The organism is Pseudomonas sp. 10S4, from assembly GCF_034344865.1.
GTDB lineage: Bacteria > Pseudomonadota > Gammaproteobacteria > Pseudomonadales > Pseudomonadaceae > Aquipseudomonas.
Map to the genome: position 1 here is coordinate 3,108,429 of NZ_CP133774.1, position 23,144 is coordinate 3,131,572.

General features: G+C 59.3%; 16 protein-coding genes and 4 pseudogenes. 8 read left to right on the top strand and 12 right to left on the bottom strand.

Translation table 11 applies throughout. The annotated features are described in order from the left end of the window. Positions 1 to 6: 6 nt before the first annotated feature. Entirely contained in the window at positions 7 to 294 is a 288-nt protein-coding gene (locus RHM58_RS14240; RefSeq protein WP_201200924.1) for a DUF3509 domain-containing protein, read from the top strand. Between the two features lie 170 nt (positions 295 to 464). Here RHM58_RS14240 and RHM58_RS14245 read toward each other — a convergent pair. Then, a pseudogene (locus tag RHM58_RS14245) lies at positions 465 to 1,417 on the bottom strand (TIGR02285 family protein). Then, on the bottom strand, positions 1,371 to 2,570 hold the full coding sequence (locus tag RHM58_RS14250; RefSeq protein ID WP_201200928.1) for a CaiB/BaiF CoA transferase family protein: 1,200 nt from the start codon (positions 2,568 to 2,570) through the stop codon (positions 1,371 to 1,373). Before RHM58_RS14250 ends, RHM58_RS14245 begins: the two are co-directional and overlap by 47 nt. A 146-nt stretch (positions 2,571 to 2,716) precedes the next feature. On the opposite strand from RHM58_RS14250, the gene RHM58_RS14255 reads away from it, so the two are divergent. The 3 genes from RHM58_RS14255 (at position 2,717) to RHM58_RS14265 (ending at position 6,498) form a co-directional block, all read left to right on the top strand. Continuing rightward, the gene (locus tag RHM58_RS14255) at positions 2,717 to 3,259 is read left to right on the top strand and encodes a YaeQ family protein (RefSeq protein WP_008151638.1); all 543 of its coding nucleotides are present in this window, start codon (positions 2,717 to 2,719) and stop codon (positions 3,257 to 3,259) included. A 66-nt stretch (positions 3,260 to 3,325) separates the two neighbouring features. Further along, entirely contained in the window at positions 3,326 to 5,035 is a 1,710-nt protein-coding gene (gene recJ, locus RHM58_RS14260; RefSeq protein WP_201256221.1) for a single-stranded-DNA-specific exonuclease RecJ, read from the top strand. A 356-nt stretch (positions 5,036 to 5,391) separates the two neighbouring features. Next, positions 5,392 to 6,498: an NADH:flavin oxidoreductase/NADH oxidase gene (locus RHM58_RS14265; RefSeq protein ID WP_322270604.1), complete on the top strand. Its 1,107-nt coding sequence runs from the start codon at positions 5,392 to 5,394 to the stop codon at positions 6,496 to 6,498. Positions 6,499 to 6,690: 192 nt separating this feature from the next. Here RHM58_RS14265 and RHM58_RS14270 read toward each other — a convergent pair whose 3' ends face one another. Further along, complete coding sequence (locus RHM58_RS14270) at positions 6,691 to 8,316, bottom strand: glucan biosynthesis protein D (protein ID WP_322270605.1); 1,626 nt, start codon at positions 8,314 to 8,316, stop codon at positions 6,691 to 6,693. 410 nt (positions 8,317 to 8,726) lie between these two features. Here RHM58_RS14270 and RHM58_RS14275 point away from each other — a divergent pair, with 410 nt between their 5' ends. Continuing rightward, the gene (locus tag RHM58_RS14275) at positions 8,727 to 8,912 is read left to right on the top strand and encodes a hypothetical protein (RefSeq protein WP_154850916.1); all 186 of its coding nucleotides are present in this window, start codon (positions 8,727 to 8,729) and stop codon (positions 8,910 to 8,912) included. Between the two features lie 177 nt (positions 8,913 to 9,089). On the opposite strand, the gene RHM58_RS14280 is transcribed toward RHM58_RS14275, so the two are convergent. After that, positions 9,090 to 9,593 carry a Bro-N domain-containing protein gene (locus tag RHM58_RS14280; protein WP_322270606.1) on the bottom strand — a complete coding sequence of 168 codons (504 nt, stop codon included), beginning with the start codon at positions 9,591 to 9,593 and terminating at the stop codon, positions 9,090 to 9,092. Positions 9,594 to 10,032: 439 nt separating this feature from the next. Here RHM58_RS14280 and RHM58_RS14285 point away from each other — a divergent pair, with 439 nt between their 5' ends. Both RHM58_RS14285 and RHM58_RS14290 read left to right on the top strand, forming a co-directional pair. Next, on the top strand, positions 10,033 to 11,286 hold the full coding sequence (locus RHM58_RS14285) for an AAA family ATPase (protein ID WP_322270607.1): 1,254 nt from the start codon (positions 10,033 to 10,035) through the stop codon (positions 11,284 to 11,286). Positions 11,287 to 11,288: 2 nt separating this feature from the next. After that, positions 11,289 to 11,915 (top strand): RloB family protein, encoded by a 627-nt coding sequence (locus RHM58_RS14290; protein WP_322270608.1) that lies wholly within the window; start codon positions 11,289 to 11,291, stop codon positions 11,913 to 11,915. Between the two features lie 37 nt (positions 11,916 to 11,952). On the opposite strand, the pseudogene RHM58_RS14295 reads toward RHM58_RS14290, so the two are convergent. The 8 genes and pseudogenes from RHM58_RS14295 to RHM58_RS14330 all read right to left on the bottom strand — a co-directional run bounded on the left by RHM58_RS14295 (position 11,953) and on the right by RHM58_RS14330 (position 22,065). Continuing rightward, positions 11,953 to 13,436 (bottom strand): annotated as a pseudogene (locus RHM58_RS14295) (APC family permease). Positions 13,437 to 13,671: 235 nt separating this feature from the next. After that, positions 13,672 to 15,096, bottom strand: coding sequence for a gamma-aminobutyraldehyde dehydrogenase (locus RHM58_RS14300; RefSeq protein ID WP_322270609.1), 1,425 nt, complete (start codon positions 15,094 to 15,096; stop codon positions 13,672 to 13,674). 174 nt (positions 15,097 to 15,270) lie between these two features. Then, positions 15,271 to 16,098, bottom strand: coding sequence for an ABC transporter permease (locus tag RHM58_RS14305; protein WP_108574865.1), 828 nt, complete (start codon positions 16,096 to 16,098; stop codon positions 15,271 to 15,273). Continuing rightward, entirely contained in the window at positions 16,088 to 17,035 is a 948-nt protein-coding gene (locus RHM58_RS14310) for an ABC transporter permease (RefSeq protein ID WP_201200941.1), read from the bottom strand. The genes RHM58_RS14305 and RHM58_RS14310 overlap by 11 nt, the downstream gene beginning before the upstream one ends. 1 nt (position 17,036) lies before the next feature. Then, positions 17,037 to 18,083, bottom strand: a pseudogene (locus RHM58_RS14315) (ABC transporter ATP-binding protein). Between the two features lie 244 nt (positions 18,084 to 18,327). Continuing rightward, positions 18,328 to 19,479 carry a putative ABC transporter substrate-binding protein YdcS gene (gene ydcS / locus RHM58_RS14320; protein ID WP_322270610.1) on the bottom strand — a complete coding sequence of 384 codons (1,152 nt, stop codon included), beginning with the start codon at positions 19,477 to 19,479 and terminating at the stop codon, positions 18,328 to 18,330. Between the two features lie 82 nt (positions 19,480 to 19,561). Beyond that, positions 19,562 to 21,018: pseudogene (locus tag RHM58_RS14325) on the bottom strand (gamma-aminobutyraldehyde dehydrogenase). Positions 21,019 to 21,150: 132 nt separating this feature from the next. Then, on the bottom strand, positions 21,151 to 22,065 hold the full coding sequence (locus RHM58_RS14330; RefSeq protein WP_201195580.1) for a LysR family transcriptional regulator: 915 nt from the start codon (positions 22,063 to 22,065) through the stop codon (positions 21,151 to 21,153). A 198-nt stretch (positions 22,066 to 22,263) separates the two neighbouring features. On the opposite strand from RHM58_RS14330, the gene RHM58_RS14335 reads away from it, so the two are divergent. Beyond that, the gene (locus RHM58_RS14335; RefSeq protein ID WP_201256217.1) at positions 22,264 to 22,986 is read left to right on the top strand and encodes a tellurite resistance TerB family protein; all 723 of its coding nucleotides are present in this window, start codon (positions 22,264 to 22,266) and stop codon (positions 22,984 to 22,986) included. The last annotated feature ends 158 nt before the right edge of the window (positions 22,987 to 23,144 follow it).

The window sequence follows — 23,144 nt, forward strand, 5'->3', positions numbered from 1 at the left end:
ATCGAGATGGAAAGTATCAGTCTATTGCTCGGTGAGGCTCTGAGCCCGTATCAGGTTACGTTGACCCCGTCGGGTGCCCATGGCGAATGCCTGGTGACATTAAAAAGTGCTGCCGGTGCCATTGTCGTGGAGCGTGCGTTCAATCAGGCGCAGTTGACCGATAAGTGGCTGCTGACGGATGTCGTTGATGGATTGCACCGCGATGTGCTGATCGCCGAAGGACGTCTGGAGCCCTGCGTAATCGCGGCGTTGCGCAATGCGGCCCAGGACAAGATCCTGGCCAATCGTAATTGAATTGTTTTTTGTGGGAACCTTCCTGCGCCAAGGTCAGTCAGACCTTGTAACAGCAGGATCAAGCATTGTGCTCCGGTGCTTGTAGCTTGCTGCTACTGGTCTTTATGTAGGCCACGTTTAACCCCGAGTCGTCTCCCCACTTCTCGGGGTTTCTTTTTGCCCGAAATTCGTTACTGATTGGCCTGATGTTCGAAAAAGGCCTTGGCTTCTTCCAGGTAGTCGCTGCGCCGTTCCGGGTCGAGCCAGTCGGCATATGACTGGTTGAGCCGGTCGTGGGGCAGGGTGCGCAGCAGTTGATTGATCTCGCTGATCGCTTGCCGGCCCTGAGGTGTTGCCGAGCAACCGATGTAGCCAGGCAGGTACTTGCCCGCACCCTTGACCGGATAGAACGCTAGCTCGTCGTCGGCAATGTGTTCAATGCTGGCCCGGTAGCGGATTTCCGGCCAATAGCCCAGTACCATCTGCAGTCGGCCCAGGCGCTGCATCTGCAACAGACTTCCGAGCGCATCGTTTCCGTAGTGGGGCGTCAAAGCGCCGTCCGGCGCCTTTTGCAGCAGGGCGTCCAGGTAGGGGCCGTAACTGCGTTCGGCAATTATTCCCACTCTGTTGTTGCCGCTGCTCAGCAGTGCGGGCAGATCGACTTCGCCGTCGACTAGATAAGGCGCCAGCGTTGATCGGAACTCCTGGCGGACCACAAGGCCATTAGTCACCGCCAGAAAAACCGGGGTGGAAAACACGATCCACTTTTCCCGTTCTTTGGTCCAGATCAGCGAGGGATCGCATGTAAACGATTCTTCGTGGAGCATCTGCATGCCGCGCGCTCGGTTCACCCGCATCAGGGTGTGGTCGTATTGCGGCATACCCGCGATCAAAAGCGGCATCAGTTGGTCGATGACCCCCTGACTTTTTTCGGGCCTTCGAAGATCGTCATTGGCGGCAAGTCGCGCAACAGCCAGATCAAGTTCTCTTTTGGTTGTGCCCACGTGAATGACGCATGGCCTGCCAATAGTCCGATAAGCCCCACTGCACACCGGCGACGGGTGTGATGAAGGATGGATGAAATCAGGCGCTTCAGCTTAGATAGCCCCGTCTTCACGAAGTTTTGCGATCTGTCCCTCGTCATACCCAAGATCGTGAAGTACCTGCGCATTGTGTTCACCCAGCTGCGGTCCGACCCATTCGGAAGTGCCGGGTGTCTCAGAGAGTTTCGGCACAATCCCTGGCATCTTGAAGTCCTTGCCGTCTGGCAGTTTGGCTTGGAGGAACATTTCCCGGGCCAGGTACTGCGGATCGCTGAACATGTCTTCGGCACTGAAAATCCGGCTGGCCGGTACCTCGGCCTGTTTCAATTGCCCGATCACGCTGTCGAGCGGCAGTGAATTGACCCAGCGATCAATGACCCCGTAAATCTCGTCGCGACGGCTGTCTCGGCCATCATTGCTGGCCAGCAACGGGTCGTTGGCCAAATCTTCGCGGCCGATAATCAGCATGAAACGTTTGAAAATCGCATCGCCATTGGCGCCGATCTGCACGTGTTTGCCATCAGCGCTGGTGTGAATGGAGGAGGGCGTGATGCCGGGCATGATGTTGCCGGTGCGTTCGCGGATGAAACCGAACACATCGAACTCCGGCACCATGCTTTCCATCATGGCGAAAATCGCTTCATACAGCGCCACATCCACCACTTGGCCCAGACCGCCGTTCACCTCGCGATGACGCAAGGCCATCAACGCGCCGATCACGCCCCAGAGCGCGGCAATCGAATCGCCGATAGAAATCCCGGTGCGCACCGGTGGCCGGTCTTCGAACCCGGTGATATAGCGCAGGCCGCCCATGGATTCACCGACCGCGCCAAACCCAGGTTGGTCTTTCATCGGCCCGGTCTGGCCGAAACCCGAGAGGCGCACCATCACCAGTTTCGGGTTCAGCGCGTGCAGGACCTCCCAGCCCAACCCGAGTTTTTCCAGCACGCCAGGGCGGAAATTCTCGATCAGGATGTCGGCTTCGCTGAGCAGTTTTTTCAGAATGGCCAGGCCATCGGGGTGCTTGAGGTTCAGGGTCAGGGACTTCTTGTTTCGTGCCTGGACGAACCACCACAGCGAAGTGCCTTCATACAATTTGCGCCATTTGCGCAACGGATCACCGCCGTCCGGGGATTCGATCTTGATCACTTCGGCGCCGAACTCACCGCAAATGCGCGAGGCAAACGGCCCGGCAATCAACGTACCCAATTCGATGACTTTCAGACCTGAGAGCGGTTTTCCGGTGAATGGCATGACGGATCCTGTAGGACAAAGGGCGATCGATAGAGCGTTTTAACATAGCCGCGTGTCAGTCGCCCAAGGTTGATGGTCGTCAATTCGTTGATTGCCTACCGCATCGGTTAGACTTGCCGCCTTTCCTCGTATCAAGAAGCCCGTTCATGGCCCAGCCGTCCACGACCTACAAGTTTGAACTGAACCTTACCGACCTCGACCGCAGCGTCTACGAGAGCGTGAAGCAGACCATCGCCCGTCACCCTTCGGAAACCGAAGAGCGCATGACCGTGCGCCTGCTGGCCTACGCCTTCTGGTACAACGAGCAACTGTCGTTTGGTCGCGGTCTGTCAGACGTGGATGAACCGGCCCTGTGGGAAAAGAGCCTGGATGACCGTGTCCTGCACTGGATCGAAGTCGGCCAGCCGGATGCCGATCGCCTGACCTGGTGTTCGCGTCGCACCGAACGCACCAGCCTGCTGGCCTACGGCAGCCTGCGTGTCTGGGAAACCAAAGTGATCCCGGCGATCAAGAACCTGAAAAACGTGCACATCGCCGCCGTGCCGCAAGACGTGCTGGAAACCCTGGCCAAGGACATGCCCCGCGTTATCAAGTGGGACGTGATGATCAGCGAAGGGACGATTTTCGTCACCGATGACCGTGGTCAGCACGAAGTCCAGTTGCAGTGGCTGAGCGGCGAGCGCGGCTGATTTTTCGCCGCCCGTTCGCGTTATCCGGTTTTATCCTACGTATTCAAGAGAAGCACCTGTCACCCCATGCGCATCGAACCTCGCCTGTTGCCCGACACCCTGCCATTCCTCGGTGATCTGCCGCCACTGCTGACCCGCCTGTACGCGGCGCGTGGCGTGCAGAACGAGGCTGAACTGGACAAGAGCCTGGCGCGGCTGATTCCGTTCCAGCAGCTCAAAGGCATCGACGCGGCGGTGGATCTGCTGGTGACGGCACTGGAACAGCGTCAGCGGATTCTGATCGTCGGCGACTTCGACGCCGATGGCGCCACGGCCAGTACCGTCGGTGTGCTTGGCCTGCGACTGTTGGGCGCGGCTCACGTCGATTATCTGGTGCCGAACCGTTTCGAGTACGGCTACGGCCTGACCCCGGAAATCGTCGAAGTGGCGCTGACCCGCACGCCGCAACTGCTGATCACCGTGGACAACGGCATCTCCAGCGTCGAAGGCGTGGCCGCGGCGAAAAAGGCCGGGCTCAAGGTATTGGTCACCGACCACCACTTGCCCGGCGATGAACTGCCGCTGGCCGATGCAATCGTTAACCCGAACCAGCCCGGTTGCGAGTTTCCGAGCAAGGCGCTGGCCGGTGTCGGGGTGATTTTCTACGTGCTGATGGCCCTGCGCGCGCGCTTGCGCAATCTGGGCTGGTACGAGAGCAAGCCGCAGCCGAACATCGGCGAGTTGCTGGACCTGGTGGCACTGGGCAGCGTCGCCGACGTGGTGCCGCTGGATGCGAACAACCGCATCCTGGTGCACCAAGGCCTGGAACGGATTCGCGCCGGCCGCGCTCGGCCGGGGATCAAAGCGATCCTCGAAGTCGCCAAGCGTGACCATGCACGCATCACTTCAACAGATTTGGGTTTTATCGTCGGCCCACGCCTGAACGCGGCGGGACGCCTGGATGACATGAGCCTGGGCATCGAATGCCTGCTCACCGAAGACGCTGCCGGTGCCCGAGAAATGGCGGCCCAGCTCGACGGCATGAATCAGGACCGCAAATCCATCGAGCAGGGCATGCAGCGTGAGGCGCTGGCCCAGCTCAAGGATTTGCCGGTGGAATCGATGCCGTTCGGCTTGTGCCTGTTCGATCCCGAGTGGCACCAAGGTGTCATCGGCATCCTCGCCTCGCGTATGAAAGAACGCTATTTCCGTCCGACGATTGCCTTTGCCGATGCCGGCGATGGCTTGCTCAAGGGCTCGGGACGTTCGGTTCAGGGCTTCCATATTCGCGACGCCTTGAGCGTGGTGGCGGCGCAGCATCCGAATCTGATCAGCAAATACGGCGGCCACGCGATGGCGGCGGGTTTGACGTTGCCGGAAGCGAATTTTCCGCTGTTCGCCGAGGCCTTTGACGCTGAAGTGCGTAGGCAACTTCGCGAAGAAGACCTGACCGGTCGCCTGCTGTCGGACGGCACGTTGGCGGTCGAAGAGTTTCACCTGGAACTGGCCCGCGCCCTGCGCCACGCCGGACCTTGGGGGCAGCACTTCCCTGAACCGCTGTTTCACGGGGTGTTCCAATTAGTCGAGCAGCGGGTGGTCGGCGAGCGGCACCTCAAAGTGGTGCTGAAAAGTGAGTGTGGCTCGGTGAAGCTGGATGGCATTGCCTTCGGGATTGACCGCGATATCTGGCCGAATCCGACCATCAAATGGGTGGAATTGGCCTACAAGCTCGACCTCAACGAGTTTCGTGGGAACGAGACGGTGCAGTTGATGATTGCCCACATCGAACCTCGCTAATCGCTGACAGCTATTGTGGCGAGGGAGCTTGCTCCCGCCGGGCTGCGCAGCAGCCCCAAAACCTGCAATCGAATTTCGCCAGACACACCACGCAGGATGGTTTACGACTGCTGCGCAGCCGAGCGGGAGCAAGCTCCCTCGCCACAGGTTCGCGTTGACCTCGAATTTGGGGTGTTTCATTTCTTGAACCCTCCCTCATCCCCCGTTGTCGACTAGGCTCTAAGCACTGCTTGATTGGCCTTGTGACGTCTTGTCGAATTTTTTGCCCGCGGGGGCGGGTGCTGCACCTTTTCCTGTCACTCGTCGACTTTTCAAACAGAACCCTGGAGCCTGCCCACTGATTCGAGAGGTGCCCCATGAGTCTGCTGCTTGAACCCTATACCCTTCGCCAATTGACCCTGCTCAATCGCATTGCCGTATCGCCGATGTGTCAGTACTCCAGCGTTGATGGCCTGGCGAATGACTGGCACCTGGTCCACCTTGGCAGCCGCGCGGTTGGCGGGGCCGGTCTGATTTTTACCGAGGCCACGGCGGTGACTGCCGAGGGTCGCATCACCGCCGAGGACCTCGGCCTGTGGAATGACGAACAGATCGAACCGCTGCAACGCATCACCCGCTTTATTGCGGCCCAAGGTGCGATAGCTGGCATTCAACTGGCCCACGCCGGGCGCAAGGCCAGCACTCATCGGCCGTGGCTTGGCAAGCATGGCAGCCTCAAACCGGATGATGGCGGCTGGACTCCGGTCGGTCCTTCGCCGATTGCATTCGACCCACAACACACCGCGCCTAAACAACTGGATGAAGGGCAGATCGCTGAAGTCATTCAGGCGTTCGTCGAGGCGGCAAAACGCTCACTGACCGCCGGTTTCAAAGTGGTCGAGATCCACGCTGCTCACGGTTATCTGCTGCATCAATTTCTGTCGCCCCTGAGTAATCAGCGCCGTGATCAGTACGGTGGCTCGTTCGAAAATCGCATCCGGCTGGTGCTGCAAGTCACCGAAGCGGTGCGCGCGATCTGGCCTGAAGAGTTGCCGTTGTTTGTGCGGGTATCAGCCACCGATTGGGTGGAAGATGGTTGGAATCCGGATGAAACCGTGGAGTTGGCGCGACGCCTCAAGGACTTGGGCGTGGACTTGATCGACGTGTCGTCGGGCGGTACGGCGGCCAACGCGGAAATTCCGATAGGGCCGGGTTACCAAACCCGCTTCGCCGAACGGGTGCGCAAGGAGTCAGGTATCGCCACGGGCACGGTAGGAATGATTACCGAGCCGGCGCAGGCTGAGCACATTCTGCGGACCTGTCAGGCCGACATTATCTTCCTGGCTCGGGAGCTGCTGCGTGATCCGTACTGGCCGCTGCACGCCGATGATGATCTGGGCGGGCGCAAGGCTGTTTGGCCGGCGCAGTATCAGCGGGCGACGCATCGGGATCAGCCGATTCATGAGTCGGATTTGCGCGACTGAGTGAAGCTGTAGAAACAAAAAAAGCTCCGGTCAGGTTGATCGGGGCTTTTGAGTTTCTATGCGGGGATTTTGGTTGTCTGTAAGGCCGTCTTCGCGAGCAAGCCCGCTCCCACAGTGGATTTGTGGTGTACACACAACCAATGTGGGAGCGGGCTTGCTCGCGAAGGGGCCGGATCAGCCGACCCTTTACCCTCAGGTGTACTTACGCTTATCCGGCGCCGGCGGGAAATACTGGTACAACCAGGTTTCACTCAACGTCCGGTCATGGGTGCGAATAAACAACCGCAGTTCCACCGGTGCGACGCTGTCATTAGTCGGGTACCAGTCAAACGTAATCCGGTAACCCTTGATGTCATCGAGCACCAGCACGTTGAAGTCCTTTACCTCGCCATTCGAGCAATTGACCACCGGTTCGATCGCTGCACCCTCCGGCAAGCGGTCCAGGCCGCCGCCAGTGAAGTCCACGGCAAACCGGCGGGCCCAGACTTCCGGGTAGTGCTCGCCCGGCGCCCAGCCTTCAACGAAGCCGCCCATGCCCGAACGAGTCGCGTTGACCCGCGCCAGCGGCGTGCCGACCGGCGGCAGGGCGCTCCAGTAGAGCTTGTAGCCGTAATTCAGCGAATCACCGGCCGCTACAGGCTTCTTCGGCGTCCAGAACGCGACGATGTTATCCAGGGTCTCGCCGGTCGTAGGAATTTCCAGCAGATCGATAGAGCCTTCGCCCCACGCGGTTGTAGGTTCTACCCACAGGCTCGGGCGTTTGCTGTACCAGTCGACGGTGTCTTGATAGCTGGCGAACTCGTGATCGGTCTGCACCAGGCCGAAACCTTTCGGGTCGGTGTCGGCGAAGGCGTTGAACTGCAAGGTCGCCGGGTTGTTCAGCGGACGGCAGATCCACTCGCCGTTACCGCGCCACATGGCCAGTCGATCGGAGTCGTGGATTTGCGGGTGAATGGTGTCGCACATGCGCCGCTCGTGGGTGCCGCAGCTGAACATGCTGGTCATCGGCGCGATGCCCAGTTGTTCGATGGCCGTGCGGGCATTGATGTGCGCGTCGATGGCCATGACCACCTGATTGGCCTGGCAATCGATGTCGAAACGGTAGGCGCCGGTAGCGCTCGGCGAATCGAGCAGGGCGTAGACCACGAAGCGGGTGCTGTCCTTGTCCGGCGTCTCGAACCAGAATTTGGTGAAGTCCGGGAATTCCTCACGTTTCTTGGCATAGGTATCGATTGCCAGACCGCGAGCCGACAGACCGTACTGGCCAGAGGCGTCTACAGCGCGGAAATAGCTGGCGCCGAGGAAGGACAGCACATCGTGCTTGTCCAGTTCCGGGGCCTTGAACAGCTTGAACCCGGAGAAGCCCAGGTCGCCGGTGAGCTGCTTGGTGTCGACCGTGGTTTTTTCATAGTTGAAGAGCGACGGGCGGAAATGCACTTCCCGCGCCTGACGTGTCTTGGGGTCGACGCTGTACATGCGCACGGGTTGCTTAAAGCCCATGCCGACATGGAAAAACTGCACATCCAGCTGACCGTTCAACTCGTTCCACAGCGAGTGCTTGCCGTCGTACTGAATCGCATTGAAGTTCTGCGGCGTCATGGTCGCCAGTGTCGGCGGCAGCACCTGCTTGGTGTCCTGATAGCGACTGGTGGCGAGCTGTTTGGCCTGGATCTTCAGTGCTTCGAAGTCGAACGCCTGCGCGTCGCCGTCAGCCGCGCCATTCCCGGCCCAGGCGCGTGCGGCCAAAAGGCCGGAGGCCGACAGACCAGTGTAGGCAGCGATGGCCATGGATGCTTTGAGCAAATTCCTGCGGTGCATAAGTACAACCTGTCGTGAACAATCCCGCGCCGTTCCTGGCACTGCTGGATCAAAAATGGAGGTTCGGACATGCCTTCGGCCAAACGCAACGGACTTTAAACAGATGCCAAATAGCTTAAACCGTTCGGTTACAGAGAAAAAATGATTGATAGCACAACGATGTTGCAGCAATGAAACTAGAAGTCTCGGTTAGCGTTTCCCACAGTACTTTCTGATTTATAGGGCATTTCTGCTTTTTTCGACTAATTACTCTAAAAACCACTTTTCAGCGCCGATTAAGTTCCTATTCTATGGACATGACCGGTTTCGGCCCTTCAGGCCGGTGGGTTCAGCAGGCACAAAGCGCCTGCTGAAAGTAGCAGGGCGATGCGGTTTTCTGGAGTTTTTTGACGTATAGAAGGACATCGTCCATGTCGAAAGTACAAGGCATCACCGAACTGTTAGGAATCTTCCCGTGCCTGGCGTCCGGGCGGCGTAGGCGGCGGCTCAATTCGGAGGAAATGAAGTTGGTGGAACGGTATCGAGAGTTGTCGGAGAGCGACCGGATTGCGATGCGGTATCTGGTGGATGCGATGAGGAGTGTTTCGCGGTTTTGAGCGGCATACCAAGGGGCGGACTATGAAGTCTGCCCCTTTTACATTTTTCAGACACACCAGAATCCCTGTGGGAGCGGGCTTGCTCGCGAAGAGGGCGTGTCAGTCGACATTGATAGTGATTGACCCACCGCATTCGCGAGCAAGCCCGCTCCCACAGGTTTTGCATTTACCTGACCCTCAACTGCAAGTGCCCATGATCTTGAATGGTCTCTGTACCTGCATCAGATCTGGCATGTCGCGCCACTTGATCCAGGCTTGATGCTGCCAGTGCAGTAGCGGCACCGAGATGCCGGCCCACTGCAATGAGGTCAGGCTCGGAATGTTATCCACAGACGCCGCGTTTGAATCGCGCAGCATGGGGATGACTTCGTTGCTCAACCACTGGCGCAGGTTTCGGTTTTCCGGGATGAAATGGTGGACCAGCAAGGCATACATTCCTGATTCGCTTACCATCAGTGATTCTACGGTGTTGCCGCTTTTGAGTAGCCGGACAGTCCGGCGCTGATCAGGATCGAGTTTCAGGGTAAGGCGTTCGTCCATCGGGCGACCCATCAGGCGACCGAGGTCATGCACGCAGGACCAGGCTTGGTTGTCTTGCATGAGTGCGTGGAGGAAGCGGTTGTGGCGGGTGAAGACGGTTGGGATGAAATGAGGCGGTATTTCAGACGTGTGCTTGAGCATTTTTCGACTCCATGTTGAAAAGGGAGCCGCCACTAATCCTTCGACAGATTATGGGTGGCGGACCGTGCGGCGTTCGAAGTCGGAACATTCTCGATCAACACGGAAAAGCCGAGAGGCCCGCGCCACACGGCCCACCATAAAGTGAAGCTGAAAGGCAAAAATTGCCCCAGTTCATATGGGGGGCGGATACGCCATGTTGATAGTGTTTCGGCTTCGACCCCGGGTCGCTGATTTGGCAGCGACGAGGTAAAGCCTATCGTTCAGGCGCTCGCGGCGCCAAGTCTACTCTGGCGCCGCGTGTTGTAGGAATTGGAGCTTTTACCGGAAGGCTCGGTCTGTAGGAATTTCCTGTTTTTGCATGAGCTGCAGCGCCGCTGCACCAAGCCCCTGTTTTTTGCTTTATTTTTTGGCTTTCAGGAATGAACTGCGGGTTCGCTGCATGTTGATCGAATTTTCCGTTTCCAACTATCGCTCCTTCCGGGACAAGCAAACCCTGTCCATGGCGGCGGCGCCGCGCTTAAGCAAAAAACGCAACCTGCTGATGCCATCCGTCAGTGGAGAAAGGCTCCCGGATTTGTTGAAGGTGGCTGCGATCTACGGGCCAAACGCATCGGGTAAATCTTCGCTTATCCGGGCGATGGGGATCATGGGCCAGTTGATTGCAGCGCCTCCGACCTCAAATGAAGAGCTGCTACCGGTCTCTCCATTTCGTTTTGACCCGCACCTCCAAAACGACCCCAGTTGTTTTGAGTACAACTTCATTCAACACGGGCTCCGATATCGGTTTGTCCTGCGTCTGACGGCGCAGCGGGTCATTGAGGAGGAACTGGTTTCATATCCCAAAGGCAAAGAAACGCTGCTGTATCAGCGTCGTTTTACGCAGGAGGGAGAGCAGTACGTTTTCGGGGAAAACCTTCAGGGAGGCAAAGAAGTACACAATGCCTGGCGACGTCTGACGAACCCCAAGACACTCTTTATTTCGCAAGCTGTTGCGAACAGCAGCGAAGAGTTGGCCCAGTTGCGAAGTCCATTTAGCTGGTTTCAAACCGGTCTACTCGTTATTGAGCAGAACAACATGCTGGGGTTGTCAGCAGCGTCCATCAGATTTCTTCGGATGGCATCAGACTGCACACTAAATTTACGAGACTTTCTAAGGTCCGTGGATATTCCTGTATCTGCTATCCAGCTCAATACCGAAGACGCGGCGTCTGTTCAGATCACTAAAAAACTTACCTTGAAAGAGTTCTTCGCAGCTGCGCAGAAAGACAAAGTAACGCTGACCCATACGAGCCTTTTAGGCAAAGCCGAGTTTGATTTTTCAGAGGAGTCCGGCGGCACAAAAAACCTGATTGGGTTCTGGCTGCCCTGGTTCATGATCAATCATGCCGACGGGAGCGGGATCCTTTCTGTCGACGAGTTGGACAGCAGCCTTCACCCCTCAATAGTCGATGATCTCATTGCGAAACATCTGGACAGTGGGCTGAACACTCAGTTGATCTTTACCTCCCACGATACTCATCTCATGAACGCCAAAGTACTTCGGCGCGATCAGTTCTGGATTACCGAACGCGACGCTAACGGCGCAACGAGTCTTTTTTCCGTTCATGATTTTGAAGGGCGAGAGAGTGAGGATGTCGAGAAGCGTTACTTTGAAGGCCGTTATCGCGGGTTACCGCTGATAAGGCAGGGTTGATCATGGCGCGCTCAATACGGCTATTTGACCGAAAGGCACCACGGTTCAAGCCTCAACCCAGCGTGCTGATCCTCTGTGAAGACAGCAAGTCAGGAAAACGATATTTGGAGGAGGCTGCCTTTCACTTCCGTGCCAACGCTCAAGTGGAAATAGCCCACTGCGGCGTCACACACCCAAGTGGCATTGTCGAAATAGCCATTGCCCGCCAGAAAGGCTTCGACAAGGTGTTTTGTGCATTGGATCGCGATACGCACCTATGTTTTGACCGTGCATTAAATCTGGCTAAGCCTCACCCGAAAATCAGAGTCATTGCTTCGTATCCCTGTTTTGAGTTTTGGCTACTTCTGCACTTTGGTTTCAATAGAAAGCCATTTCGAGCGGTTGGGAAGTATTCTCCAGGTGACTTGGTGACCAAAAGCCACAGAGAAAAACCGAGCATGGATAAATACGAGAAAGGCGAAGGCTCTAACTATTTCTCCCATCTGTTGGGTGAGCCATTCCAAAAGGCTAGAGCTTTAGCGCCCAAGATCATCGAGGACGTCGCCATCAGCGGCGAACCCAACCCCAGCACCGAAATCCATCTGCTGATGGACGAGTTCGAGACCCTCTCCAAACCTCAACCGATCTAACAACCCAGCCCGCATCGCGCGGGCTGGGCAACATCATTTACCGACTAACCTTCCAGGCATCCCCAGCAGGCGCAGTCCCATGGTCATACGGCTTGGCCAGCCACATGTAGAGCAACCCCAACCCAATCACGATCGCCGTACTCAGCACCATCGCGTAGTTGATGTACCAAGCCGCATCCGGCGTACGCGGCCAGGCCATGTTGATGATCGCGCCGACACCGTAGATCAACGCACCAATGTTCACCGGCAAACCCCACGCGCCGAGGGTGAATTTGCCGCTTGGTTTCCAGCCTTTCATCCGTGCGTACAGCGCTGCCAGGACGATCATCTGGAATGCCAGATAGATGCCGATGGCCGCGAAGCTGACGATGGTCGCTACGGCGTCTTGCAGGAAAAATCCGAGGGCGATGATTACCGCTGGCAGGACGCCGGACACAAACAGCGCCGCAACCGGCACCTGGGTTGTAGGGGAAATCTTCTTCAGCAGTGTGCTGCCGATGACCATTTCATCCCGAGCGTAGGAATACAGCAGACGACTCGCTGCCGCTTGCAGGCTGATGACGCAGGAGATGAAGGAAATCATCACCACGCCCATCACTACTTTCGAACCCACCGGACCGAAAGCGTTGTTGAGGATGGTGGTGACCGGGTCTTTGTCGGTGCCGTTGATCACCGCTTGCATGTCCGGCACGGCGAGGATCACGCCAGGCAAGCGAACATCGCCGAGATGCCGCCGATGTAGATGGTCATGCGCATGGCAATCGGGATTTGCTTGCTCGGGTTCGGGGTTTCTTCGGCGACATCGCCGCAGGCCTCGAAGCCGTAGTACAGGAACATCCCGGCCAGCGAGGCGGTGAGGAAGGCCGGCAGGTATGAGCCGTCGATGCGGATGTCGAAGGTGTTGAATAACACGCTGATCGGTTGATGACGCTCGAAGACCAGCAGGTAGACGCCGACGATGACCGCGCCGATCAGCTCACAGAGGAAACCGAACATGGCGATCCGCGCCAGCACTTTGGTGCCGCTGAGGTTGACCAGGGTGGCGAACAGCGTCAGGAACAACGCGATGATGATGTTGGTGTTGTTGCTCGGTTCAAAACCCATCATCGCGGCCAGGTACGGACCGGCACCGACCGCCACGGCGGCGATGGTGACGCACAGGGCGATGGAGTAGATCCAGCCGACCATCCACGCCCATTTTTTGCCGACCAAGCGGCGCGCCCACGGGTAGACGCCGCCGGAAATCGGGAATTGCGAAACCACTTCACCGAAGATCAGGCACACCAGCAACTGGCCGCAACCGACCAGCAAATAGGCCCAGAACATCGGCGGCCCGCCTGCGGCCAGGCACAGGCCGAACAGGGTATAAACCCCTACAACCGGCGAGAGGTAAGTGAAGCCCAGGGCGAAGTTTTCCCACAGGCTCATGCTGCGATTGAAATTCGAGGTGTAGCCCAGCTTGCGTAGCTGCTCGGCATCGCTGTCGGCAACGGCTGCGGAGAGATCGGGTGATGCACTCATGGTCTGTTAGCTCCGGAAAATCGGCAGATTTCGGATGTCCGAAACCGTGACGGGGCCTTGGAGGCGCCGCCCGGGTCGGTGGTTATTGTTTTGGCTTGGTTGGGGTGGAACCTGGGTGGTGCTTAGTGCCGGTTTCTTCCCTGAGATTGCGGTGACGCCTTCGCGAGCAAGCCCGCTCCCACAGGGGAATGCGGTTGAATGTGGGAGCGGGCTTGCTCGCGAAGCTTTTAAGCTTTTAATGCTTGAACATCACATGCCGCACGGTGGTGTAGTCCTCAAGCCCGTACATGGACATGTCCTTCCCGTAGCCGGACAATTTCTGACCGCCATGGGGCATTTCGCTGACCAGCATGAAGTGCGTGTTCACCCAGGTGCAGCCGTATTGCAAGCGTGCAGCGAGGCGATGGGCGCGACCGACATCGGCGGTCCAGACTGACGATGCGAGGCCGTAGTCCGAATCGTTGGCCCAGCCCAGCACCTGCGCTTCATCGGTGAATTTGGTCACTGACACCACCGGCCCGAACACTTCACGACGGACGATTTCATCGTCCTGCTGCGCATCGGCCAATACGGTCGGTTCAAAGAAGAAACCATTGCCTTCCACAGCCTTGCCGCCCGTGACCAAACGGATGTGCGACTGCGCCACGGCACGCTCGACAAACCCGGCCACGCGGTCGCGATGTTGCGCGGTGATCAGCGGCCCCAACTCGGTCGCCGGGTCATCCTGCAAACCGTACTTGATGGTGCTGACCGCCGCGCCAAGCTTCTCGACGAATTTTTCGTAGATGCCGGCCTGGGCGTAGATACGGCATGCGGCGGTGCAGTCTTGCCCTGCGTTGTAGAAGCCGAAGGTACGAATACCTTCCACCGCGGCGTCGATGTCGGCGTCGTCGAACACGATCACCGGGGCCTTGCCGCCGAGTTCCATGTGCATGCGTTTAACGCTGTCGGCGGTGCTGGAAATGATGTTCGCGCCGGTGGCGATGGAGCCGGTCAGCGACACCATGCGCACTTTCGGATGCGTAACCAGCGGACTGCCGACGGTAGGACCACGACCGAACACCAGATTGAGCACGCCGGCCGGGAAGATTTCCGACGCCAGTTGCGCCAGACGCAATGCGGTCAGCGGGGTTTGTTCCGACGGTTTGAGCACCACGGTATTACCGGCGGCCAGGGCCGGGGCGATTTTCCAGGCGACCATCATCAGCGGGTAGTTCCACGGCGCGATAGAGGCGATCACGCCGACCGGATCGCGGCGGATCATCGAGGTGTGACCGGCCAGGTATTCACCGCCGGCCGAACCACTCATGCAGCGGCTGGCTCCAGCGAAGAAACGAAACACGTCGGCAATCGCCGGGATCTCATCGTTCAGCGCGGCACTGTAGGGTTTGCCGCAGTTGTCCGATTCCAGTTTGGCCAGCTCTTCGCCATGGGCTTCGATGGCGTCGGCGAGTTTGAGCAGCAGCAGCGAGCGGTCTTTCGGCGGGGTTTGCGACCAGCCTTCGAAGGCGTTGTCGGCGGCGCGCACGGCGGCGTCGACCTGGGCTTCGGTGGCTTCATTGATTTCGACCAGTACTCGGCCGAGCGCCGGGTTGAACACCTGCTGGGCGGGGCCTTCGCCGTCGATCAGTTGGCCGTTGATCAAGAGTTTGGTTTGCATCTCTATGTCCTCATCGAAACTATATTTTTCCTGCCGAAACCGAATCAATGTGGGAGCGGGCTTGCTCGCGAAGAGGCCATCACATTCAACATTGATGTTGGCTGAAACACCGCTTTCGCGAGCAAGCCCGCTCCCACAGTAAATTCGGTTCCCACAGTGAGTAATTGTTGTCAGTTATTTCCCGCCACTGCCCGCAACACTCTCGCCGCCACGGGTCAGGTAATAGGCGCCGAGGATCGGCAGCATGGTCACCATCATCACCAGCATCGCGACGACGTTGGTCACCGGCACGTCCCGTGGGCGGCTGAGCTGGTTGAGCAACCACAGCGGCAGGGTGCGTTCATGGCCGGCGGTGAAGGTGGTGACGATGATCTCGTCGAACGACAGCGCAAACGCGAGCATGCCGCCGGCCAGCAGCGCCGAACCGAGACTCGGCAGGACGATGTAGCGGAAGGTCTGCCAGCCGTCGGCGCCGAGGTCCATCGAGGCTTCGATCAGGCTGTGCGAGGTGCGGCGCAAACGGGCGATGACGTTGTTGTAGACGATCACCACACAGAAGGTCGCGTGGCCGACGATGATGGTGAACATCCCCGGCTCGATCCCCAGCGTCTTAAACGTCGCCAGCAACGCGATCCCGGTGATGATCCCCGGCAGCGCAATCGGCAGGATCAGCATCAGCGAGATGCCTTGTTTTCCGAAGAATTCGCGGCGGTACAACGCCGCCGACGCGAGGGTGCCGAGGACCATGGCAATCAACGTCGCGATGGCGGCGATTTGCGCCGAGAGCTTGATCGCTTCCAGTACGTCGGGGCGCGAAAACGCCACGCTGAACCAGTGCAGGGTGAAGCCTTTGGGCGGAAAGCTGAACGCAGCTTCTTCGGTATTGAAGGCGTACAGGAAGATGATCAAGATCGGGAAGTGCAGAAACACCAACCCGCCCCACGCGGCGATTTTCAGGCCCAGAGAGGCTTGATCGCCCTGTTTGATTGGCTTAGAGCGCATCGAAGGCCCCCATGCGTTTAACGATGGTCAGGTAAACGGCGATCAACACAATCGGCACCAGGGTGAACGCGGCTGCCATCGGCATATTGCCGATCGCGCCTTGCTGGGCGTAGACCATGCTGCCGACGAAGTAGCCCGGCGGGCCCACCAGTTGCGGCACGATGAAGTCGCCGAGGGTCAGGGAAAAGGTGAAAATCGAACCGGCGGCGATGCCCGGAATCGACAGCGGCAAAATCACCTGCATGAACGTTTGGCGCGGTTTGGCGCCGAGGTCAGCGGAGGCTTGCAGCAGTGACGGCGGCAGGCGCTCCAGCGAGGCCTGGATCGGCAGGATCATGAACGGCAGCCAGATGTAGACGAACACCATGAACCGGCCCAGGTGCGAGGTCGACAAAGTGCTGCCGCCAACGCCGGGAATGCCGAGCACGAATTGCAGCACCGGCTCCAGTCCCATGTGTTGAACGAACCACTGCGCCACGCCGCCCTTGGCCAGCAGCAAGGTCCAGGCGTAGGCCTTGACGATGTAACTGGCCCACATCGGCATCATCACCGCGATGTAGAAAAACGCCTTGGTCTTACCGGTGGTGTAGCGCGCCATGTAATAGGCGATCGGGAACGCGACGATGGCGCTGGCAATCGACACGACAATCGCCATGCTCAAGGTGCGCAGGATGATGTCGAAGTTCGACGGCTGGAACAGTGCAGCGAAGTTCGCCAGGGTCAGGTCGGGGGTGACCGCCATGGTGAAGTCATCGAAGGTGTAGAAACCTTGCCACAACAGCACCAGCAGCGAGCCGAGGTAGATCGCGCCGAACCACAGCAGCGGCGGCACCAGCAGCAGCGACAGATAGAAGTTGGGCCGGCGATACAGCAGATTGGAAAACCTGCGCAACGGCGAACCGCTGGCCGACGTTTGAGGGAGAGCCACGCTGTTCATCTCACACCCCGCCCACAACATTGTCGTGCAGCGGGATCATCGCCTCGCGTGCCCAGCGCGCGCTGATGCGTTGCCCGGTCTGGTGCTGGGCGCTGGTGTCCAGCCACTGGACGTTGGCCTGGCTGATGTTCAGGGTCTGGCCGTTTTCCAGTTTCACTTCATAGCGGGTGGCGCTGCCTTGGTACTGGATGTCGTGCAGCAAGCCGCTGACTTCAATCTCATGGCTGGCCAGCGGGCCTTCGGCGAAACGCACGTGTTCCGGGCGAATCGAAAACGGCTGCGGATTGCCGCTCAACTGCTTCGCCAGATCGCCGCGAATCACGTTGGAGGTGCCGACGAATTCAGCGACGAACGTGGTGGCCGGTTTCATGTAGAGGTTGCGCGGGGTGTCGACCTGCTCGATGCGACCCTTGTTGAAAACGGCCACGCGGTCGGACATCGACAGCGCTTCGGTCTGGTCGTGGGTGACGTAGATGAAGGTGATGCCGAGCTGGCGTTGCAGCTTCTTCAGCTCGCTTTGCATTTGCTCGCGCAGCTTCAGGTCGAGAGCACCGAGTGGTTCGTCGAGCAGCAACACGCGCGGACGATTGACCAAGGCGCGGGCCAGGGCCACACGCTGTCGCTGACCGCCAGACAGTTGCACCGGTTTGCGCTCGCCGTAGCCACCGAGGGCGACCATATCGAGGGCTTCTTCGGCGCGCTTCTGGCGTTCGGCTTTACCGACGCCTTTGACTTTCAAACCGTAGGCGACGTTGTCGCGAACGTTCATGTGCGGGAACAGCGCGTAATCCTGGAACACGGTGTTGACGTCACGCTGGTACGGCGGCGGCCCGGTCGGTCACGTCTTCGCCGTGAATACGGCATCGTGCCTGCGCGTCGGTTGTTCAAAGCCGGCGATCAGGCGCGGAGCACGGTCGTCTTTGCCGGAGCCGGAAGGGCCGAGCATGGAAAAGAACTCGCCGTCCTGAATATCGATGGAAACCCGGTCAACGGCCTTCACTTCGCCGAACTGACGGGAAACGTTGGTGAACTGGACTGCAAGCGTCATGGTGCGGTGCTCCAAAAAGGCGAAGGCCGTCGCAGCGGCCCTGCCTGGACTTCTGAAAAATCTGAATCAAGATCGCGTATCCGCGACTGGAATACTGATTGTGGTGAGGGGGCTTGCCCCCGTTGGGCTGCGCAGCAGCCCTGAAATGGAGAATGCGGTTTATCTGCTAGATCGCGGTGGCTGTTGCTGGGGCGGCTTCGCCACCCAACGGGGGCAAGCCCCCTCGCCACAGGTGATCGGTGTGTCAGCGACCGCCCATAATCGCGATGTAATCCTGGGTCCAGCGGCTGTACGGTACGAACTTGCCGCCTTCAGCCTGCGGGGTTTTCCAGAAGGCGATTTTCTCGAACTGGTCGAAACCGTTGGTCTTGCAACCCTCGGCGCCCAACAGTTCGCTGCCCTGGCAAGCCGCCGGCACCGCTGGCAACGAGCCGAACCACGCGGCGACGTCACCCTGGACTTTCGGTTGCAGCGACCAGTCCATCCACTTGTAGGCGCAGTTCGGGTGTTTGGCCTCGGCGTGCAGCATGGTGGTGTCGGCCCAGCCGGTGGCGCCTTCTTTCGGGATGGTCGAAGCGATCGGCTGCTTCTCGTTCATCAGGCCGTTGACCTGATACGGCCAGGCGCTGGACGCGACCACGCCTTCGTTTTTGAAGTCACTCATCTGCACGGTGGTGTCGTGCCAGTAGCGGTGGATCAGCGGCTGCTGGGCGCGCAACAGATCGAGCACGGCTTTGTACTGGGTTTCGGTCAGCTCGTACGGGCTCTGGATGCCCAGTTCCGGCTTGGTGCTTTTCAGGTACAGCGCGGCGTCGGCGATGTAGATCGGGCCGTCATAGGCCTGCACACGACCTTTGTTCGGCTTGCCGTCCGGCAGGTTTTGCGCGTCGAACACTACGTTCCAACTGGTCGGCGCAGTCTTGAACACGTTGGTGTTGTACATCAGCACGTTCGGGCCCCACTGGTATGGAGTGCCATAAGTCTGCTTGTTGACCACGTACCACGGCGCATCTTTGAGGCGCGGGTCGAGGCCTTTCCAGTTCGGGATCAACGCCGTGTTGATCGGTTGCACACGCTTGCCGACGATCAATCGCAGCGACGCATCGCCGGACGCGGTGACCAGGTCGTAACCACCCTTGGCCATCAAGCTGACCATTTCATCGGAGGTGGCGGCGGTCTTGACGTTGACCTTGCAGCCGGTTTCCTTTTCGAAACCGGTCACCCAGTCGTAGGCCTTGTCGCTCTCGCCACGTTCGATGTAGCCGGGCCAGGCGACGATATCCAACTGACCTTCGCCGGCACCGACGGCTTTCAGCGGTTCGGCGGCCTGGATACTGGCACTGGCCAGCAGTGCGGTGGTGATTGCACTGAGCAGTGCGGTCTTGTGCACGAACATGGGGTTTCCCTCTTCTTTAATTATGGTCGGGGCAGTTGTGAACGTGGTGAAGCGTGCCGTTTTCGGCTTGTTGTTAGCGTAGTCAGAGATGCTGGCCGTGGCGGGCCATGATGTGCCGCACCACGCTGTAGTCCTGAAGCGAATCGCTGGATAAGTCTTTGCCGTAGCCCGAACGTTTCAGGCCGCCATGGGGCATTTCGCTGACCAGCATGAAATGGCTGTTGATCCAGGTGCAGCCGTACTGAAGGCGCGCCGCGACCTGCATGGCTTTGTCGAGGTTCTGGGTCCAGACCGAAGAGGCGAGGCCGTATTCCGAGTCGTTAGCCCAGTCCACGGCTTGTGCCAGTTCATCAAAACGGGTCACGGTGACCACCGGCCCGAACACTTCGCGCTGGACGATTTCATCGCTCTGTTTGCAGCCGGCCAGCAGCGTCGGCTGGTAATAGAAGCCGGCGCCGGAATGCACGGCCGCGCCAGTAACGCGTTCGATGTGCGGCTGGCCGAGGGCGCGCTCGACGAAACTGGCCACGCGGTCGCGCTGGCGGGTGCTGATCAGCGGGCCGATTTCATTGTCGGCGTCGCGTTTACCGGCGAAGCGCAGGCTGCTGACGGCTGCGCCAAGTTCGGCTACCAAGCGGTCATGAATCCCGGCTTGTGCATAAATCCGGCACGCGGCGGTGCAGTCCTGGCCGCCGTTGTAATAGCCGTAGGTGCGCACACCGTCGACTACCGCTTGAATGTCCGCGTCGTTGCAGACGATCACCGGGGCTTTTCCGCCGAGTTCGAGGTGCGTGCGTTTGAGGGTTTTCGCCGCGGCCTGGAGGATTTTTTGCCACGGTGACGATATCGCCGGTGCGCAGCCAGCCGCACTTTCGGGTGGCTGACCAAATGGCTGCCAACGCCTTCACCTCCACCGCAGATGATGTTGATCACCCCGCGCGGCAGGATTTCGGCCAGCGCTGGCGCCAGGGCGAGGATCGACAGCGGCGTATGTTCGGAGGGCTTGAATACCAGGGTGTTGCCGGCGGCCAGGGCCGGGGCGATTTTCCACGCGGCCATCATGATCGGGTAGTTCCACGGCGCGATGGACGCGACGACCCCGATAGGATCGCGGCGGACCATGCTGGTGTAACCCGGCAGGTATTCGCCGCTGAGCTGACCGGTCTGGCAGCGCACGGCGCCAGCGAAGAAACGGAACACATCGACTGTGGCGCTCAGGTCGTCCTGACGGGCCAAGTGCAACGGCTTGCCGCAGTTCAGGGATTCGAGGCGGGCGAGCAGGTCGGCGTTTTTTTCGATGGCGTTGGCGATGTCCAGCAACAGATTCGAACGTTGCTGCGGCGTGGTGCGCGACCAACTGGCGAAGGCGCGGTGGGCGGCGAGGATCGCAGCTTCGACTTGCTCGGTGCTGGCTTCGGCGATGTGGGTCAGTACTTCGCCGGTGGCCGGGTTGAGGATCGGTTCGACAAAGCCCTGGCCCGCGACCAATTCGCCATCGATCAACAACGCGGTGAACAACGGGGTCTGCGCGCCAGCCATTTTTCGGGTTCTCTTTTCTTGTGTGGCCATGGTGCTCCCAGCGACTGGGGCACGGCCGTCTTATGTCGATGTCACAAGACTAGTGCGCGGGCCCGAGGTCGACAAATACTAAATACTGAAGGTGGCGTTCGATTAAATAGATGGCTTGCGCCCGCCGTGGGGTTGTTCCCGGGCGACGGTCAGGAACGGGTCGACCAGCGCCGGCCGGGCGGTGCCGCGACGCCAGGCCAGGCCGACGTCGAGGGTCTGGCTGAGGTCGGCAATCGGCCGGGCTTCGATGATGTCGCCCTCCAGTGACCAGGGGCGGTAGGTCATGTCGGGCTGGATCGACACGCCCAGTCCCGCCGCCACCAGGCTTCGCACGGCTTCCGTCGACGCAGTTTTGAGGGTGATGCGCGGTTGCAGCGAGGCTGCTGACCACATGCGCTGGGCGTTGCGGTCCATTTCATCGACGTTCAACTGAATCAGCGGTTCGCGGGCCACGTCAGCGAGGTTGATGCTGTCGTGTTCCAGCAACGGATGCTGCGCCGGCAGCCACAAGCGGTGGGGCGAGTGGGTCAGCACTTCGGTCTGCAAGGCGTGGCGGTCTTCGAGATTGGAAAGGATCAGCACGCCGACATCAATCTCGCCGCTGACCAGCAAATGCTCGATGTAAGGGCGCTCATCCTCCATCACCCGAATCTCGACGTTGGGGTAGGCGCGCTGGAATCGGGTGAGCAGATCCGCCAGGTAATAACCGGCAACGAGGCTGGTCACGCCGACGATCAACTGCCCGGCCACTTGGTCGGTGCTTTGCTGAAGGCTGCGCTTGGCGTTGTCCACGGTTGCCAGAATCAAGTGCGCCTGGCGCAGGAATTGATGGCCCTGGTGGGTCAGGGTCATGCCCTTGGCGTGGCGGTTGAACAGGCTGACGCCGATTTCCTGCTCCAGTTGCTGGATCGCCAGAGTCAGGGTGGACTGGGAAATAAACGCGGTTTGCGCGGCGGCGGAGATCGAACCGGTCTCGGCCACAGCGATGAAATGACGGATCTGACGCAAAGTCATCATGGGAACAGTACCCGGTGGGCGGTTTTTATAGATTTGTTCGAGTGTATATCTTTTTAATCGATGGCCCAGCCTGACGCCTCGGCGAGTCGCAAGGGCCGAGCAACATCTGGAAGCACTCTCGCGGGCAGGCACCGGGCACTTTCGATCTAGGCTGAGGGCCTGAATTATCCGGTTATCCCGAATTCGTGGAGGCAGCAAATGAACACCCGTGGATTGCTCGATCAGCTACTCAAATCCGGCCAGGACCTGTTGAAGGACAAGGCCGGCGGTCATCAGAACAAGTCATCCGGCGGTGGATTGGGTGGTTTGCTTGGCGGCAGCGGTGGCTCGGGCGGCCTCGGCAGCTTGCTCTCGGGGGCGGGGGGCGGTGCTTTGGCGGCCGGTGCAATGGGCCTGTTGCTCGGTAGCAAGAAGGGTCGCAGTGTCGGCGGCAAGGTCCTGACCTATGGCGGTCTCGCGGCGTTGGGCGTGATTGCCTACAAGGCTTTTGGCAACTGGCAAGCCCAGCAGGGCACGGCACCGAAGGCTGAGCCGCAAACCATCGACCGCTTGCCGGCGGCGCAGGTTGAACAACACAGCCAGGCGATTCTCAAGGCGCTGGTAGCCGCGGCCAAAGCCGATGGCCACGTCGATGAGCGTGAGCGCGCATTGATCGAAGGTGAATTCACCAAGCTCGATAACGACCAGGAACTGCAGCACTGGCTGCACACCGAACTCAACAAGCCCCTCGACCCAAGCGACGTCGCCCGCGCCGCCAGCACTCCGGAAATGGCCGCCGAGATGTATATCGCCAGTGTGATGCTGGTGGATGAGGAGAGCTTCATGGAAAAGTCCTACCTCGATGAACTGGCACGGCAGTTGAAGCTGGAGCCGGGGTTGAAGGCTGAGCTGGAGAAACAGGTGCGCCAGGCTTCGATGTAAGCCCCCAAACCGCCATCGCGAGCAGGCTCGCTCCCACAGGGATTTGCTGCGTACACAGCCTCTGCGTACGACCCGATCAAATGTGGGAGCGAGCCTGCTCGCGATAGCTTCTTCACATCACCTAATGACCAATCCACGGTCCATTTCTACCAAATCAC